This is a genomic window from Paraburkholderia tuberum STM678 (assembly GCF_902833905.1).
In the GTDB taxonomy this organism is placed as follows: Bacteria; Pseudomonadota; Gammaproteobacteria; order Burkholderiales; family Burkholderiaceae; genus Paraburkholderia; species Paraburkholderia tuberum.
Window position 1 is genome coordinate 97,320 of the sequence record NZ_CADFGP010000019.1, and the last position, 17,414, is coordinate 114,733.

Annotated in this window: 14 protein-coding genes and 1 pseudogene; 8 read left to right on the plus strand and 7 right to left on the minus strand. The window is 64.4% G+C overall.

Annotation, left to right across the window (positions count from 1 at the left end):
- Positions 1 to 135 precede the first annotated feature (135 nt).
- Complete coding sequence (locus tag HWY30_RS18395; protein ID WP_090803215.1) at positions 136 to 2,355, minus strand: GNVR domain-containing protein; 2,220 nt, start codon at positions 2,353 to 2,355, stop codon at positions 136 to 138.
- Between the two features lie 220 nt (positions 2,356 to 2,575).
- Here HWY30_RS18395 and HWY30_RS18400 point away from each other — a divergent pair, with 220 nt between their 5' ends.
- The gene (locus tag HWY30_RS18400; protein ID WP_090803213.1) at positions 2,576 to 2,959 is read left to right on the plus strand and encodes a hypothetical protein; all 384 of its coding nucleotides are present in this window, start codon (positions 2,576 to 2,578) and stop codon (positions 2,957 to 2,959) included.
- 463 nt (positions 2,960 to 3,422) lie between these two features.
- Here HWY30_RS18400 and HWY30_RS18405 read toward each other — a convergent pair whose 3' ends face one another.
- The 5 genes from HWY30_RS18405 to HWY30_RS18425 all read right to left on the minus strand — a co-directional run bounded on the left by HWY30_RS18405 (position 3,423) and on the right by HWY30_RS18425 (position 9,927).
- Positions 3,423 to 4,667, minus strand: a complete 1,245-nt coding sequence (locus HWY30_RS18405) for a glycosyltransferase (RefSeq protein ID WP_090803212.1) — start codon at positions 4,665 to 4,667, stop codon at positions 3,423 to 3,425.
- 92 nt (positions 4,668 to 4,759) lie between these two features.
- Positions 4,760 to 5,644: a polysaccharide deacetylase family protein gene (locus tag HWY30_RS18410; RefSeq protein ID WP_090805598.1), complete on the minus strand. Its 885-nt coding sequence runs from the start codon at positions 5,642 to 5,644 to the stop codon at positions 4,760 to 4,762.
- Positions 5,645 to 5,705: 61 nt separating this feature from the next.
- On the minus strand, positions 5,706 to 6,959 hold the full coding sequence (locus HWY30_RS18415; protein WP_090803210.1) for an NAD(P)-binding domain-containing protein: 1,254 nt from the start codon (positions 6,957 to 6,959) through the stop codon (positions 5,706 to 5,708).
- A 35-nt stretch (positions 6,960 to 6,994) separates the two neighbouring features.
- A complete protein-coding gene (locus tag HWY30_RS18420) occupies positions 6,995 to 7,984 on the minus strand; it encodes a carboxylate--amine ligase (protein WP_090803209.1) in 990 nt (329 codons plus the stop codon).
- 719 nt (positions 7,985 to 8,703) lie between these two features.
- Positions 8,704 to 9,927 (minus strand): pyridoxal-phosphate-dependent aminotransferase family protein, encoded by a 1,224-nt coding sequence (locus HWY30_RS18425; protein WP_090803207.1) that lies wholly within the window; start codon positions 9,925 to 9,927, stop codon positions 8,704 to 8,706.
- A gap of 223 nt (positions 9,928 to 10,150) precedes the next feature.
- Between HWY30_RS18425 and HWY30_RS18430 the strand changes: the two genes are divergently transcribed.
- Positions 10,151 to 11,146: a 2-hydroxyacid dehydrogenase gene (locus tag HWY30_RS18430; RefSeq protein WP_090803206.1), complete on the plus strand. Its 996-nt coding sequence runs from the start codon at positions 10,151 to 10,153 to the stop codon at positions 11,144 to 11,146.
- A gap of 44 nt (positions 11,147 to 11,190) precedes the next feature.
- Here HWY30_RS18430 and HWY30_RS18435 read toward each other — a convergent pair whose 3' ends face one another.
- Entirely contained in the window at positions 11,191 to 11,772 is a 582-nt protein-coding gene (locus tag HWY30_RS18435) for a plasmid fertility inhibition factor family protein (RefSeq protein WP_425199387.1), read from the minus strand.
- A 142-nt stretch (positions 11,773 to 11,914) separates the two neighbouring features.
- Between HWY30_RS18435 and HWY30_RS18440 the strand changes: the two genes are divergently transcribed.
- The 6 genes and pseudogenes from HWY30_RS18440 to HWY30_RS18465 all read left to right on the plus strand — a co-directional run bounded on the left by HWY30_RS18440 (position 11,915) and on the right by HWY30_RS18465 (position 17,403).
- Positions 11,915 to 12,733: a crotonase/enoyl-CoA hydratase family protein gene (locus HWY30_RS18440; protein WP_090803203.1), complete on the plus strand. Its 819-nt coding sequence runs from the start codon at positions 11,915 to 11,917 to the stop codon at positions 12,731 to 12,733.
- Positions 12,734 to 12,832: 99 nt separating this feature from the next.
- Positions 12,833 to 13,225 carry an SRPBCC family protein gene (locus HWY30_RS18445; protein WP_090803201.1) on the plus strand — a complete coding sequence of 131 codons (393 nt, stop codon included), beginning with the start codon at positions 12,833 to 12,835 and terminating at the stop codon, positions 13,223 to 13,225.
- A gap of 198 nt (positions 13,226 to 13,423) precedes the next feature.
- Complete coding sequence (locus HWY30_RS18450) at positions 13,424 to 14,581, plus strand: MFS transporter (RefSeq protein WP_090805596.1); 1,158 nt, start codon at positions 13,424 to 13,426, stop codon at positions 14,579 to 14,581.
- A gap of 402 nt (positions 14,582 to 14,983) precedes the next feature.
- Entirely contained in the window at positions 14,984 to 15,616 is a 633-nt protein-coding gene (locus HWY30_RS18455; protein ID WP_090803200.1) for a hypothetical protein, read from the plus strand.
- Positions 15,613 to 16,167, plus strand: coding sequence for a hypothetical protein (locus tag HWY30_RS18460; RefSeq protein WP_090803198.1), 555 nt, complete (start codon positions 15,613 to 15,615; stop codon positions 16,165 to 16,167). The genes HWY30_RS18455 and HWY30_RS18460 overlap by 4 nt, the downstream gene beginning before the upstream one ends.
- Positions 16,168 to 16,241: 74 nt before the next feature.
- Positions 16,242 to 17,403: pseudogene (locus HWY30_RS18465) on the plus strand (MFS transporter).
- Positions 17,404 to 17,414 lie beyond the last annotated feature (11 nt).

Below are 17,414 nucleotides of genomic sequence, written 5' to 3' on the forward strand. Positions count from 1 at the left end.
GTCCCTTGCCTGTACGGTGTGCGCTCGGCAGGCGCGGCCGTAAGATCCCTTCGCATTGCCATGTTGGTGTTCTGATCGGTCCAGTCGGGCGCTACGCCCCGCACCGCGGGCGCGTCGCGAACCAGGCGCCCGGGCTTATCTGTCGTACGGTTTGTAGATGTAGGCCGCGTAGCGATAGCGTCCGTAACCGTAGCTGTAGCGTCCCGGCCGCATCCGCAGTCCGTTCATGATCACGCCGCGCACCGGCAGGCCGACCTTCTGCATCTGGCGGACCGACTCACGCAGCTCGCCGATGCCCGTGACACCCTGACGCGCGACGAAGAACGTCGTACCTGCCACGCAGGCGAGCCGGACCGCATCCGCGGCGAGCAGCACCGGCGGTCCGTCGAGCAGCACGACGTCGTAGCCGGTCGCGACCTGGCGCAGCACCGCTTCGAGCCGTGTGTTCGACAGCACGTCGCTCGGGCTCGCCACCTGGCGGCCGCTCGCGATGAAGTCGACACCCTGGAAACGGGTCGCGCGAATCAGCTCCTCGGGACGGTACGCGCCCTGGATCAGATCGGTGAGGCCGGGACCGCGATCGCCGCCGAGATGCCGATGCAGGAAGCCGCGACGCAGGTCGCCGTCGATCAGCAGGACGCGCTTGCCGGTCGCGCCGATTACCGCGGCGAGATTCAGCGACACGAACGACTTGCCGATGCCCGGCGTCGGGCCCGTGATCAGCACGATATGGTTGCGCGCCTTGGTCATCGTGAATTCGAGCGCGGTGCGAAAGCCACGCAGACTTTCGATGGCCGGATCGATCACCGCTTCGCCCGCAAGCACGAGCGCCTTCGATTCCGGACGGCGACGGCTGTGTGCGAACCGCTCTTCCTGACGGCTGAACGGCACGCTCGCGTAGACCGGCAAACCGGTGCGCAGCTCGACTTCGTACGGATCGTCGATCGCGTCGAACAGACGCTGACGCACGAGCGCGATCACCGAGCCGACGAACACGCCCAGCATCAACGCGCCGATGATGATCAGCAGCGGCTTGGGCCGCACCGGCGTATCGGGCGCGACGGCGCCGTCGACGATGCGCACGTTGCCGGACTTACCCGCCTTGATCAGCTTCAGCTGTTCGAGCGTATTGCGCAGCGACGTATCGAGCTCGGTGCCGACCTGCACGTCGCGCTGCAGACGCAGCACGTTCTGTTCGAGCGGCGGCAGCGATTGGGTCCGGCTCGCGAGATCTTTCGCTTCCTGTTGCGCCGCATGCAACTGCGCGTTGACCGACTGCACGGCCGGATGCTGCTCGGTGAAGCGCGTCAGCAGTTCATTGCGCTTCTGTTGAAGTTCCGCGAGCCGCGTCTGCGCCTGAACCGACAACTGCAGCAGGTTGGTCGCTTCCTCGCCGAGATCGACGGTGCCATGCTTCGCGCGGAAGTCGTTGAAGCGCGTTTCCGAAGCGGAAAGCTGCTGGCGCATTTCCGGAAGCTGTATTTCGAGAAAACGGATCGAACGCTCCGCTTCCTCGGATTTGCGCTTCAGGTTCTGGCTCACGTATTCGCCAGCGATGGTCGCGAGAATCGCGCTGATCTTCTTCGGATCGCTGCCTTCGAGCGACACGCCGAGGATGTCCGATTCCTTGCCTTTTTCCGAGATCGTCAGTTCCTTGCGCAGCTTTTCGGTCGTCGTCAGCGCGGACTGGCGCCGCACTTCGAAGGTCGCGCCGGGATTCGCCTCGATCCGGTCGACGACGAGCGTGAGCGGCCCGTAGTTGGTCGTCGCGCTCAGCGGTTGGCCGACCGTGCCTTCGAGCTTCAGCTTGCCGTATTGCAGCTCGTAGCTCGATCCCTCGCCCATCTTCAGCACGAACGGACGGTCGAATAGCTCTTCGGGGACATCGAATTTCGACACCGTGATGCGCTCGTTGCCGTACACGTAGCCGTGCGGTCCCGGCGTCGACAGATGATCGGAATGACGGCCGAGCCAGCGGCCGAACAGCGGGAAGTAGCGCGGCGCCGCTTCAATGTCGAGATTGAGCTTGTCGACCGCTCGGCCCACCACCATGCGCGAGCCGATCACCTGTGCCTCGCCTGACGTCGCGGTCTTCACGTCGAACATCGCGGACACGTCGCCGATCACGCTCCTGGACGAGGTACCCGCGTTCTCCTCGACCTGCACCAGAATGTCCGCGCGATACACGGGTTCGGAGAACACCGAATAAGCGATGCCGAGCGCCACCGCGATGGCCGTCGTGATGGCAATCAGCTTGCGATTGTCGTACAGCGCATCCAGATAATTCGCGAAGCCTGCCGGCGCATGTTCGCTGTTGTTGTTGCGGCTATCGAATGGTGCACTGCTTTGGTTCATGCGAGTTCTCCCAAAGTCTCGACGGTTTGCCACTTGTTCCCGGCGCCGGGACCGGCACGTCGCCGCATCCAGTCACGCCTGTGTCCAGCGAGCTGACCGCCTCGATCGGACGGGGGTAGCTGATTGACGCCACATCGGCTACCTTTGTGTGTAACAGCGCCTATGCGAGGTCGGCTCTTTTCCCTAATATCGCACCACATGCTTTCTTACGGATACCGAAATGAAAAAACTTCTTGCCGCCGTCATGCCCGTCTTGCTGAGCGCCCAGGTGGGTTACGCCCAGAGCATCGTGTCCGCCGCCTCTTCGGCTTATGCGCCGAGTTATGTCGCCAAACACTCGCAACTCGACGCGATGACGCCTCATGCGGCCAGTTCCACCACGCTCTACGGCTCCTCGTCGGATTTCGCGTACGCTAAAAAGAACCGCTATGTCGCGCCCAACGTGTACACCCAAACCAAGAACAGCCTTCCGAAGCAGAAACGTACAAGCGTTGCACAGCCTGTCCGCGGCAAGAACTCAGCGGACCCCTACGGCAGCGATTTGTGGAATTCAGACCAGACCTACGCGTCTCCCGAGACCGCCGATCCGTACAGCGTGCGCTGAGTTGTAGCGCATCACCGTCTGGACCCCCCGTATCGCCGATGTGGCCGCTTGCGGCCACATTCCTGTTTGGTTTGAACTGACTGCCGGGCCCGGTCGCGAAGATTCCCCGATTAGCCGCGTCTCGTCCGCCGTTTTTCCACGCAAACGCTCACGACATGCACATGCTTTTGTTCTGATGAGTCTGGCTTTTTCGCCGACCGATTGAGCCGGTCATCGCCAACTCCGCGCCGTCACCGCGGCCTCGTTTGCTCTGTCGAGCCACGCGCTTCAGCGCTCGATAAAATGCCTTTCCTTGGCGATCATAATATTCAGAGAGCCCGTCCTTACAACGTTCGGCAGCGCACACAAAAGCCGATTGCTGCAGGATTGCTTCAGACAAATCACGCGATAAAAAACACGTGTTTAAAGCGACGATAACGGCACGGATATACACGCCGTTTGCCACAATCAGCGCCGACTATTTTCAGGGCGCCGGACGCGGATTATCCGCATAGCGCGCGCGACGGCGCGACGGCGCGACGTGCGTCGAACTTTCGCCGATGTGCATGATTTCAGCCAGACGCCGCGCGTAATGCTCGGGCAGATATTCTTCGACGTCGTACTTTCTGTGCTCATCGGCCAGATGAATGGCGAGTTCGCCGAGCGCCTGTTTCAGGCTGCCCGGTTCGAACTTGAACTTGATCTTGTTGCCGACCGATTCCGCGGTCACCGCCATGCTGCCGCCATCGCGAACCAGCACCGGCAGACCGAGCATCGCCGCCTCGATCACGACAAGCGGCGCGTTCTCCGCGCCCACCGACGGCACGACCACCGCATCGGCGAACTCGCGCATGGCGGGAAACAACTGCTGCTGCGGCATCGTGCCGAACAGGATCAGCTTGCGCTGTGCGATCAGCGACGCGTAGCGCTGCTCGATCGCCGCGCGGTCCGGGCCGTCGCCGTACACGCCGATGCAATTGATGCGCTCGAAGCCCGTCGCCTCGCAGAGCGTCAGAAATTGCAGCAGGCCTTTCTCCGGCGAGATCCGTCCGACGAACGCGAGGTTGAAGCGCTCCTTGTCACGCACCGTGACGATTGGCATCGCGCTCGGCACCGCCGACGGATTGTGCACGATGACCGTATTCTCGATGCCGACGCGATGCAGCGCCTGCTGCATGAACAGGCTCGGGCACAAGATCCTGTCGAACACGCGCGCGGGCTGATAGGCCGCGCGCACCGCGTGCCACCACGCCTTCGTCATCAGATCGTGCACGAGGCCCTTCGGCGTCGGCCGCAACGTGAAGACCGCGCGTGTGCGCAGCACGTCGAGCGGCAGAATGATCGGACGCTTATCCTTGTCGAAGTACTGCAGCGCCGGGTTGTAGTAGACGAGGTGATAGTCGTGGCAGGTGTGATACGCGCGATAACCGAACTGACGCTCGTGCCGCGCAATCACGCTGAGAATCGAAGGCGACAGCACGTTGTGGTAGTTGTGCACCATCAGCCGATGCGGCCGGAAACGATGCAGCGCCTTTTCGAGCGCGCGCGCGGCGGTCGTGTTCCAGGAGCGCGACAGCATCGTCGAGCGCGCGGAAAACTGGCTATCGTCGAAACGCTCGACCTCGACGCCGGGCAGCGTGCCCAACAGCTCGGCCGATTGTTGATAGACCACTTCCGCGCCGCCCATGTGCGCGTAATCGTTGATCACCAGTACCCTGCAGCGCTGCATGTCCCCTCCTGTCGTATGCCCCTCGTGCCGTCTCGCGAAAAACCCGGACGGCGTTGCCCGGACGAATCGCTTCGTCCAGGCGCTCCCTCTGTTCAAAACTGCGGAAACTTGCCGCGCCAGCCTCCACCCTCGCGCAGATAGCGCAGAAACAGCGCAATGCCGCTCAATTGCGCCGCGAAGCGCAGCGTCGATGCCGCATCGTCGATGATGATCGTGCGCAGCCGGTACGGATCGGTGTGCTGATCGTTCCAGCCGATGTCGCAGGTGCGCGCGGTTTTGAAGCCGGCGGCCCGCACGAACTCCACTTCGCGTTCGCCGTAATTGCCGTTCGGATACGCGAAGTGCTCGCACGGTTGTTGCAGCAGCGCCGCGATCTCATGGCGGCTGTCGCGGATTTCGGCCTCGCTTTCAGCGTTGCTGCAATGTGTGAGGATCGGATGGAAGCGCGTATGCGCCTGGAAGTCGATGTGCTCGCGCATCGCCTGCATCGCTTCGATCGACAGGCCGGTCGGCCGGTCGTCGCCGTCCTGCTGGTAGCCTTGGGCCGCCAGCGCGGCGAGACGCTCGTCGTTCGTCATCCGCTTCAGACGTTCATGGCCGACGCGCAGCGAGCCCGGATGCAGCCACCAGTGACTGCGCGCCCGTCCGACGATGCGGCTGCACAGGAAGATCGTCGGGCGCACGTTGTGCTTGATGAACACCGGCAACAGCTTCGCGTTGCCCGCGTGGCCGTCGTCGAGCGTGATCGCCACGCGTGGCCGGCCGCGGCCGGGCGCGCTGACGTCGGTCAACGGCACGAACTCGCACAGCTTGCGGAGATAAGTCAGGTGACGGTCGAGCGTGTCCGGATCGGGATCGTGATAAAGCAGCACGGCCACGCGATCGCGCCACAGCACCTTGCGCGTGAACCACGCGAGACCCGAAATCAGGACGAAGCCCGCGAGCATCTCCTTCACGAGCATCTTGTAGCGCTTCATGCGGCGCCCGCGGTAGCTGTCGGACAGGTGCGAGCGCGCAGACGCGCCCGTTGCTTGGGTTTTATTCACCTGAGCGCTCCGGCATGGGTGCATCGGCGACGGGCCACGTGCGTTGCCGCGCACCCGCTTTCAACGAACCGATAATGTGCCGCGCCACGGTCGGCGACGCGTGCTTGGTTCCATAGACGAAGCGCATCACGGGCCCGAAGCTGTGCGCGCACGCGGGTCCGATCACATAGAGGCCGCGCACGCGCGTTTCGTAGTGCGACGTCAGATCGGGCATGCCGCCCTGATTCGAAATCGCGTCGGCCAGATCTTTGGACAGGAACGCGTGCTGCCGCATGTCGGTTTTGAAACCGGTCGCGGCGATCACGTGATCGGCGCTCACCCGCGCTTGCTTGCCATCGCTCAGCACGTTCAGTACGACGCGGTCGTTTTCGACCGCAGCGGAGCGCACCACGGTGCGATGCGAGATCTGCACCTTGCCGACCACGCGATCGTGCAGCCACCACGCGCCGGACGCGCCGTACGTGTGCTCCATGATCTGCTTGCGGCGTCGTGGGTCGAGCATGTGGAACACGCCCGGAAACTCGGACAGGAACAGCGAGCGCCAGCCGCGCCCCAGTCCCGCGTCGGGCCCCTTGATGCGCGACAGGATGTTGCGACCGCCCTGCGGCCGCTCATGCCACACCACGCTGCTCTCGCGCATCAGCACGTGCGCGCGCGCGCCGAGTTCGTTGAGCAGCGCGGACAGCCCGAGCGCCGACTGCCCGCCGCCGACGATCGCAATGTCCTTGCCGCGCGCCCACTCGAGGTTTCCATACAGCTCCGAATGCGACGCATATTGCGCCGGCAAGTCCCGCAGCGCCGGCGGGGTTTGCGCGAAGCCCTTCAGGCCGAGCGCGATCACGACTCTGCGCGCGGCGAGCGAGCGGCCGTCGCTCAGCGACAGCTGGAACTGATCGCCGACGCGGCGCAATGCGAGCACGTCGACCGGCTGGATTTCGCCGACCAGATTCGACTGGAACCACAGCCCGTACTCGACGAAGGTTTCGAGCGGCAGCGCCATGCCGAGCGGTTGGTAAGGCAGCCCTGTCAGGCGGCAGTAGTCTTCGACGGTAAAGCCGCTGCGCGGCGCGTGCAGGCTCGACGCGAAAGCCTCGGAGCGCAGCAGCATGCCGGGCGGCATGTAGTTGCGCCACGCTCCCATCGGTTCCCCGAGGATCTGGTGATCCACGCCGGCGGCCTTCAGATGCGCGGCAAGAGATGACCCGTAGGGCCCCGCGCCAATGATGATGGTATCGGTCAAAGACATGCTGGTCTCCAGGGGAACGGCTTTCGTTGCCAGCGTCAGGCTTTGGCCTGACGCGACTCGGGCGCCCTGATCGCTTTTTTCCAGCTGCGCTTCATGCGTCGCAGCGGATTCATCACGACATAGTGCTGCAACGCTGGGAGCGGATCGTTCCAGCGAAAATAGCCATCGAAAATTTTCGTGCGCTCGCTCAGCAATTCGGGCGGCGGCCGGTCGGAAAACGTCGCGCGCCACGCGACCGGTTGCCGGCTCAGGCGCTCGACGGGCAATGGCAGGCCGAGTTCATGGCGGTACGCGGCAAGCGGAATGTTGACGCCGCACAGCGTCGCGATCTCCTCCTGCCAGTCCGTGCGGCCGACCGTGGGCTCGACCATCACGAACTCGTTGTAGTTGTCGTCCCACTTGTACTCGATGCTGCCCATGCCGTCGAAACCGGCCAGCTCGGCGAAGCGCCGCGTCAGCGGTTCGAGCGTCCCGCGCGCTTCGGGCGCGGCCACGCAGATCGCGGTATTGCCGACGCCCGGCGGCGAGCTCAACACCTTGCGGCCGGTGAACATGCTGACCATGTTGCCGTCGGCGCCGCGATAGAACAGCGTGAAGTGGATGTTGCTGTCAGGCCCCTCGATCCACTCCTGCGCGATGATGCCGCCCGGCGTCGCGAGCATCGCGATAGCGCGATCGCGTGCATGCTGCAGCATGTCGACGCGCACCGCGCGTTCTTTCTCGCCGCGCAGCACGTTGCGCTTGTCGTCCGGTTTCAGCACGCACGGGTAGCGCAATTCGGCCAGCCGTTCGATGTCGGCAAGCTTGTCGAGCACGACCGAGCGCGGCACCGGAAAGCCATGCCGCTGCGCGAATTCGTGAAAGCGCGCCTTGCTCGACAACATCTTGACGGTGTCGTCGGCCGGCAAGCGGAACCGATACCAGTGCGACAAAGCCGCCCGATTTTCCGACACCGCATGCACCGCGTCTTCGTCGGTCAGAATCAGAACTGGCAGACGATCGAACCGCTTGCCGAGTTCGATCATTTCATCAACGAATATTTTCCCGACAAAACTCTTTACCTGATGCGCATGAACGTGTCGGCACCACGTCGCCGCGCGGGTCCTCGTATCGACTGCGACAACCGGAACGCGGGCCTGCGCGAGCGACCGCGCCACCCCCAGTCCGTTCAACTCTGCTCCAACGATAACCCCTGCCGATTGACCTGAGTCGTATGCGCTCGCCATAGTGTCGATATCCTTGCTTCGTACGTGCGTGGACCCTCGAAGACAGTCTTCGAGACTCCACGCGATCGAATTATCGAATCGGATAGAAATCCTTTTTTGTCGCCTCGCGGGGGCGCTTTGGCGTTAAAGCTTTGTTCCGGCGGCATGCATGCATGAGCGCGGCAGGCACGTCCTGGCACGCGCCGTGTGTCGAATCATGGTCTTGCGATTTACCGCAGCGTGAGCATTGCGCTGCTCTTGCCTTGACCTACTTTACGTTTCGGCCTGATCTCGATACGTGCGCCGGCGCACAGAGAACAATAGAAAGTAAGAAAGGAAGAAAACCCTTTAGAAAGGCGCAGAGCCTTATTCCGCAAGGGTTTGGACGATTTCGCCATTGTTATGTAAAAACGTTGCGAAGCATTAATTTATTGCAACACGATAATGGCGGAAAAAAACTTTCTAATGGGACTATAAAGTGCTGGATCGCACAAAAGATATGCGCTGCGAATGCTATTCGTAGCGCATCGGAAAAATGCTTATTTACCTTCGCTCAAGCCGCGCTCGAGCGCCGCGACACCCGCCGGCAGATCGACGTTGACGCCGAGATCGACCATCGTGCGGCCCAGCGCATGCACGGTGCGAAACAGGTTGTGCTCGCGGCACTGTTCGCCCATCTGGCCGATACGCACGATCGGCAGACCGAACGAGCCGGAGATTTCCACCTGATGCTGCCGCGAGATATGCGCGCAGACGTCGGTGGGACTGAGGCCGTCCGGCACTTCGATGCCGACCACCGAATTCAGGCGGCAATTCTCCGGCGCATACAGTTGCAGGCCCATCGCGGTGACGCCTTGTTGCAACGCGAGCGAGCATTTCAGATGGCGCGCGAAGCGCTTCTCCAGCGTCTCCGCGCAGACGAGCCGCAGCGCCTCGTGCAGCGCGAGCACGCCCGACACCGGCGCCGTGTAGTGATACCCGGCGTTGTGCCAGAAGTTTTCCGCCAGCGACGCATCGAGGCACCAGTGCGTATTGGGCGCCGTGCGGCCTTTGACGCGCGCCCAGGCCGCGTCTGAAAACGCAATCAGCGACACGCCCGGAATCGATGACAAGCCCTTCTGGCCGCCGGTGATCACCGCGTCGATGCCCCAGATATCCATTTCGAGCGGCATCGTGCTCAGCGTGCAGACAGCGTCGACGATCACGAGCGCGCCCGCTTCCTTCGCAAGCGCGGCGATGTCTTTCAGATGATGATTCCACACGGTGTTCGAGGTCTCGCCCTGCACGACCGTGACGACCTCGGGACGCTCGCGGCGCAGCGCGTCGGCGATCTGGTCGAGACTCGCGACCGTGCGGTCCGCGACTTCGAGCATGCTCACGCGCGCGCCGACGCGCCGGCCCATTTCGCCCATGCGGTCGCTGAAGAAGCCATTCTTGATGCACAGCATGCGCGTGCCTTCCCACGCGAGATTGGAGATCGCCATCTCCATCGCGCCCGATCCCGGTCCCGCGACGCCGAGCACCCACTTCGACTGCGTCTGGAACACGTAGCGCGCCATCGTTTTCACCTGGTTCACCACCTTCGCCATCGTGCCGCCCAGATGGTTGATCACGATCGCATTGGCCTTCGCGACCGCGGCGGGAATCGGCACGGGGCCGGCGCCCATCATCAGCAGCGGTTCTTCGGGAAGGATGGCGTCGAGCGATTCGACAATCGGACAGGGGACGGACGAAGCAACGGTAGTGGAGGTTGAAGTCGGCATGATCGGTGTATGAATGTGAAGCGCAAAGGAACGAACGGCCTCGCGGCAGGCACGCCGCTCGAGGCCGTTCGTCCGATCATTCACCGAACCGCGCGATCGCGCAAGTTTTTTGGCCAAGGTAGCCAGCCGTCATGCGCGAGCGTTACCCGCGTTCACCACATCACCCTACTCTTTCATTCGCGAAGTCGCCTAACATCGAGAAACAGCTTCTTCGGAGCCCGATATGCGCACGATCCTGTTCAGCAGTCGTCAATACGACGTCGATACATTCACCGAGGCCAATGCCGCGCATGGCTATGAACTGCATTTCCAGGAATCCCCTCTCGACAGCGAGACCGCGATCCTCGCGCATGGCTACGACGTGGTCTGCCCGTTCGTCAACGACAGCGTCGACGCCGCCACGCTCGAACGGCTTCATGCGGGCGGCACGCGCATGATCGCGCTGCGCTCGGCGGGCTTCAATCACGTCGACCTCGCGGCGGCCGAGCGGCTCGGCATGCCGGTCGCACGCGTGCCGGCCTACTCGCCGTACGCGGTCGCCGAACATGCGGTGGGGCTGATTCTCGCGCTGAACCGGCGCCTGCCGCGCGCGGTCGCGCGCACGCGCGAAGGCGACTTCTCGCTGCATGGGCTGCTCGGCTTCGACCTGCATGGCAAGACGGTCGGCGTGATCGGCGCGGGCATCATCGGCCGGGTGTTCGCGCGCATCATGGCGGGCTTCGGCATGCAGGTGCTCGCCTACGATCCGGAGCCGCCGGCCGACGAACTGCTCGCGCTCGGCGCGCGCTACGTGCCGCTCGATACCTTGCTCGCCGAATCGGACGTCGTCAGTCTGCATTGCCCGCTGTTGCCCGACACCTATCACCTGATCGACCGCGCCGCGCTGGCGAAGATGAAGCGCGGCGCGATGCTGATCAACACCGGGCGCGGCGGGCTCGTCGAGGCGAACGCACTGATCGGCGCGTTGAAGGACGGCCAGCTCGGCCATCTCGGGCTCGACGTGTACGAGGAAGAAGGCGGCATCTTCTTCGAGGATCATTCGAATCTGCCGCTACAGGACGACGTGCTCGCGCGTCTGTTGATGTTTCCGAACGTGATCGTCACCGCGCACCAGGCGTTCTTCACGCGCGAGGCGATGACCGAGATCGCACAGACCACGCTCGCGAACATCGCGGCATGGCAGGCGGGCACGCCGCGCAACGTCGTGCAGGCGGGGTAGCCGTGATAACCGTGGCGTACGCGAATTGCCGCGGACTGCGAAAGTTAGACGTCGCTGTCGCTGCCCGACTGGGTCGCGCGAATCGCGGTGCGGGCATCATCGGCCGCGCCGCACAGCTCACGCAGCAATCCCGCCTCGCGCTCGTGCACTTCGACCGGACACCAGCGCGCGCCCGCCTCGGCCAGATAGCGCGCGCGATGCTGGCCGTTGCGAAACGCCACCACCCCCTCGCGCTCGATGCCGACCCAGCCGAGCAATCCCGGCGCGCGACGCGTGGAGATCGTCACGTAGGGCATCTGCGGAATCCGCGGGCTGTCGGGATCGAGAAACTCGCGAATGCCGCGGACCTTGCCCGCGTGCCATTCGGCGACCGGCTTCAGCACGTAATCGGTGTTGTCGCGATTCGCGCACACGAGCAGCTTGCGCAGATCGACGAGCACGACCTGGTGACGTGTGCCGTCAGCGACGAAGACGCGCTTCAGACGCACATGGTCGTACCACGCATGCTCGTGCAACGGCACGATCCAGACAGCTTCGGCGCAGCCCGGGGCGGGGGCCGGCGATGAATTGGGCAAAGGCAGGGACAAAGGCAGGCTCGGCAAGCTGGCGGCAGAACGCCAGAGCATTAATAGAGCGCTAACGCTACGAGCCGGACGTGACGGAAACATGACAGCCTACCGGATTAATTACGCTGCATGAGCGCATGGCCACACTGCCTGATCGACAGGCAAACAGGGAGCTTCAGATACCCTTCAGGTATACATAACGATGATAGCCTTCCAATATTTTAATAACCATGTGCGAATCGAGTCGAATGACGGCAACGGCGTCGCTACGATCGTGCTGGAGAGGCCCGCGCGGCGCAATGCGGTCGATCGGCAGGTGGCCGAGGCGTTGAGCGCTGCGTTCAGCCGCTTCGAGGCCGAGCCGGCGTGGCACGCGGCCGTGCTGTTCGGCGCGGGCGGCACATTTTGCGCGGGCGCGGACCTCGGCGCGCTCGCCGACGCGACGCGCCGCAATGAGCTGCACGCGGACGGCAGCGGCCCGGGGCCGATGGGACCGACACGCACATGCTTCAGCAAACCGGTGATCGCCGCGATCGCCGGCTATGCGGTGGCGGGTGGGCTCGAGCTTGCCGCGATGTGCGACCTGCGCGTCGTCGAGGAAGATGCGGTGCTCGGCGTGTTCTGCCGGCGTGTCGGCATTCCGCTGATCGACGGCGGCACGATCCGGCTGCCGCGACTGATCGGTCTGTCGCGTGCGCTCGATCTGATCCTGACCGGCCGCGCGGTCGATGCGCGCGAGGCGCTTTCGTTCGGGCTCGCCAACCGCGTGGTGCCGAAGGGCGAAGCGCGCGCGGCTGCCGAGCAACTGGCCGCGGAGCTCGCCGCGTTTCCGCAGGCGGCGCTGCTCGCCGATCGTCGCTCCGCGCTCGAGAACAGCACGCTGGACGATCTCGCCGAGGCATTGCGGCGCGAAGGCGCGGGCGGCTACCCGGCGGTCTTGGCCGAGGGCGTGGCGGGCGCGGCGCGCTTTGCGTCCGGCGCGGGCCGTCATGGCGACACGTTCGACGCGGATCGCGGATAAGTCGGCGCCGCGCGATCGGCGACAGGTTTGCAATCGCCGGTCGCGACACCCCCGCGCGCACGAGACCTGGGTTGCCCGAAACGAACAGGAGGAAATGCGATGGCGACGATCTACCGGGAAATCGCCGTGGCAACCACCGCGGCCGATGCATGGGCCGCGCTGCGCGATCCCGCCGGGGTCGCCCGCGTATTCGCGGGCGTGCTGATCGCGGCGCGCATGGAAGGCGACCTGCGCTGGGTCACCTTCGCCGACGGCACCGTGGTCGAGGAACGCGTGATCGCCGTCGACGATGCCCACATGCGGCTCGCCTACTCGGTGGGCGGCGGGCGCTTCGAGCATCATCATGCGACGCTGCAGGTCGTGGCCGACACGTCCGCACATTGCCGCGTGATCTGGATCGCCGACTTCAAGCCCGACGATCGCAGCAACGTGGTCGAAGCGCTGACGGATGCGGGCTGCGCGGCACTCGGGCGCAACCTCGCGCGGCGCTGAACGCCCCCTGGCGGCTCGGGCTCCCGCCGCCGCGTTCCACAAAAAACAACAGCTTTCCGGACAGCCGGCAAGCCAGATTTGACTTAGGTAGAATCCCCTACTGTTTTTCCCTAGCCGGCGACAGCGTTTCCGCCTTCGGAATCGCCCGCCCGGCGCCCGTTGTTCGCGCCGCTTCACGCGTCACACCCCATCATCGCCATGCCATTGCCTCTGCTTGCCCTTGCCGTTGCCGCGTTTGGAATCGGTACCACCGAGTTCGTCATCATGGGCCTGTTGCCCGATGTCGCGCGCGATCTGTCCGTGTCGATTCCGGCGGCTGGCATGCTGGTGTCCGCGTATGCGCTCGGCGTCACGATCGGCGCGCCGATCGTCGCGATCGCGGTCGCCAACATGCCGCGCAAAAAGGCCCTGATGAGCCTGATCGGCGTATTCATCGTCGGCAATCTGCTGTGCGCGATCGCGCCGGGCTACGCGGTGCTGATGGCCGCGCGCATCGTCACCGCGTTCTGCCACGGCGCGTTTTTCGGCATCGGCTCGGTGGTCGCGGCCGGGCTCGTCGCGCCGAATCGCCGCGCGCAGGCAATCGCGCTGATGTTCACCGGCCTCACGCTCGCCAACGTGCTCGGCGTGCCGCTCGGCACCGCGCTCGGCCAGGCGGTCGGCTGGCGCGCTACTTTCTGGGCCGTGACCGGCATCGGCGTGCTGGCGGCGGCCGCGCTCGCGGTGTGCCTGCCCGCGAAGATCGAGATGCACAAGGCGAGCCTCGTGCGCGAATTCAGCGTGCTGAAGAACCCGCAGGTGCTGATGGTGCTCGGTATCAGCGTGTTCGCGTCGGCGAGCCTGTTTTCGACCTTCACCTACATCACGCCGATTCTCGAAGACGTGACCGGCTTCACGCCGCACGCGGTCACCCTGGTGCTGCTCTTGTTCGGCCTCGGCCTGACGGTCGGCAGCACGCTCGGCGGCAAGCTCGCGGACTGGCGGCTGATGCCCTCGCTGGTCGCGTTCCTGATGGCGATCGTCGTGATCCTGTGCGTGTTCGCGGGCACGATGCACGCGCGCACTCCGGCGATGCTGACCGTGTTCGTGTGGGGGGTGCTCGCATTCGCGATCGTGCCGCCGCTGCAGATGCTGATCGTCGATCGGGCGAGCCACGCGCCGAATCTGGCGTCGACGCTGAATCAGGGGGCGTTCAACCTCGGCAACGCGACCGGCGCATGGCTCGGCGGCATGGCGATCGGCGCCGGCGCGCCGCTGACGACGCTCCCGTGGGTCGGCGTCGCGACCGCGCTCGGCGCGCTGTTGTTGACGTTGTGGTCGGTGTCGATCGAGCGGCGGGTGGCCGTGGCGGGGTGAGCTTGCCGGGCACTTTGACGATGCGCGAAATGGGGTATTCCATTCCGGCGCGCGACAGCCGCTGTTCCGTGCCGATGCACCAGTGTTCGATGTCCGCCAGCAACGACGAGCGGCCCTGAGGGTAAGGCCTCGTTCGACAGCATTTCAGCCAGCGAGTGGAAACGATCTGCAACAGATCTTGAGCCGGGCGCCGAGGCCAATACCCGCTTCCACTCACGCTTTTCCGCGAACACAGCTTTCGCGACGTGCAGTGACGGGCGCGGCGTGCGGACCATCGTGCTAGGTTGTCGGCTCACCAATTCTCAACGCACGCGAGTTCGACGGCGACGCACAAACGCGTCCGACGGTGACAGCAAATCGTGACCGCTGTCATCGATTTCGAGCCAGGCAGTTTATCCACACATGTCCACGCCGTTTCCTTACACAGTCTCCGAATCGTCGTTTGCCTGGAATGGTAAAAGACCGACAGTCAGGGCTCTCTTCGACGCCCGCCCACCCACCGTTCCACGTGATGCAAAGGCCATTTTCGACGAAGATCTCGGCTGCATCATTGGATACAAGAAGGAAGTAGCCGGCGTATTCCGTATCTATACATTGGACGGCGGGGAATCCTTGAGCGAAAAGCCGCTGGAAGCCCCGCTGATCGATCCGCTCGATGTGCTGTTTCTCGTCGGAGGCATCTGGACGGCTGGCACTCGAGGCATCACGCGAGCAGGGATAAGAGGAGTAGGCTCCGCGATCGACCGGACCACGCTGTTTCGTTTACGTACGCGATACCATGCGCTGATGCAGCGGCCTTTGCGTTTTGCCGCCGCACCGCTCGCGCATATGGGAAATCCCGGACGCTATGTACCCGTTCACATCCTTCGCCTTACCCTGAAATATGGCAAACGTGCCGCCGACCCCGCAGGGCACACTGGCGTGTTTCAATACACCTATCCAATCACGCGCAATGGCACAGCATATATGCTCGAAGTCGTCGTGCGGGAGAGCGACTACACCGTTCTGCACTTTGCCTATAAACCTCTTCCATGAAGCATCCCACCGTCTACACGACTGCCCCTGCCACCGGCGTTTCCGCCACGGTGCGGTGGGATGAAGAAAGCTCCACGCTGTTCTGCGAGGTCAACTATTCACCTTTGCCTTCGCCGCGGGAACCGCAAAGCAGTCTCAGCGACTTGCTGGACGTGCGCTTCGGCATCGGCACGCCTTCCTATGTCCTGACGGCGGGCACGTTGTCGATGCTTCTCGATCAGCATCGCCGGTTGACCCGGTTGGACTTTTACACGAATCCCGAGCGGTGGACGGTGCGCATGTCTGAACCACTCACAGACCCGACCGACAGAACTCCGCACATCGAGACAGAATTCGACGAGCACGGACATGCGGACGACATGGAACCACCGGTGATCGTTTACGAGCCTCGTGACGGCACCCTTTACCTGTCGTGGGGCCCCGTGTCTCACTGGTACGGTATCGCGCCAGCGCTCGCGATCGGCGTCGCTGACGACAAGCGCCTCACGCAGATTCGTCTGCACGGTCTGACGATACCGCCGCGGAGCAGCAAATCCGCGCCTATCGAGTAAGGATCGCACACGAGATCGAGCAAATCTCGCGGCAAAGATACGCGCGACCCACACGCGTAGTAGCATCCCCGCCGATGAAAGTCATCTTCACCTGCGATTTCCTCGCGCTGATCCTGAGCGTCGCTGTCGTCGGACTCGGCAGCGGCGCCGCCCTTCCCCTCACCGCTCTGGCGCTCGCTCAAGCCGGTTACGGCACCGACGCGGTCGGTCTGTTGAACCGCCGCGCAGGCGGGCGGCGGTCTCGCCGTGGTGCCGCTCGCCGGCCGGATCGCGGCGCGCTTCGGTGGCCGCCAGGTGATCGTCGGCGCGGTGCTGGTGGTTGCTTGCGCGACCGCATTGATGCAGCTCACCGCGAACCTGCGGCTATGGGCGCTGCTGCGCGTGCTGTGCGGCGCGGCGCTGATGCTGCTGTTCACGATCGGCGAAGCGTGGGTCAACCAGCTCGCCGACGATGCGTCGCGCGGCCGCGTGATCGCGATCTACGCGACCAACTTCACGCTGTTCCAGATGTCGGGCCCGGTGCTGGTGAGCCAAATCGCGGGCTTCACGCAGGGACGGTTCGTGCTGTGGGGCGCGATATTCCTGCTTGCGTCGCCGCTGCTCGCGACGATCCGTGCCACACCGCACGCATCGAGCGACGAACACGCCGGGCACGGCGACTGGCGCCGCGTACTGCCGCGCATGCCCGCGCTCGTGATCGGCACCGGCTTCTTCGCGCTGTTCGACCCGATCGCGCTATCGCTGCTGCCGCTGTTCGCGATGTCGCATGGCATGTCGAGCGAAGTGGCCGTGCTGTTCGCGTCGGCGCTGCTGCTCGGCGATACGACGATGCAGTTTCCGATCGGCTGGCTCGCCGACCGGCTCGGCCGCGAACGCATGCATATCGGCTGCGGCATCGTGGTCGTCGCGTTGTTGCCGCTGCTGCCGTGGGCAGTCGGCTCGCCGTGGCTGCGCTGGCCGCTGCTGTATGTGCTCGGCGCGGCCGCGGGCGCGATCTACACGCTGTCGCTGGTGGCCTGCTGCGAGCGCTTTCGCGGTGTCGCGCTGGTGTCGGCGAGTTCGCTGGTCGGCGCGTCGTGGAGCGCGGCGAGCTTCGGCGGTCCGCTCGTCGCCGGCGCGTTGATGAAAACGGTCGGCCACGAAGCGGTGGTCGGCGTGCTGTTGTGCGCGGCGCTCGCGTTTCTGGCGGCGGCGTGGTGGGAGCGTCGGCGGATTGCGCTGCGGGCGCCGAGTTGACGAATAGACGC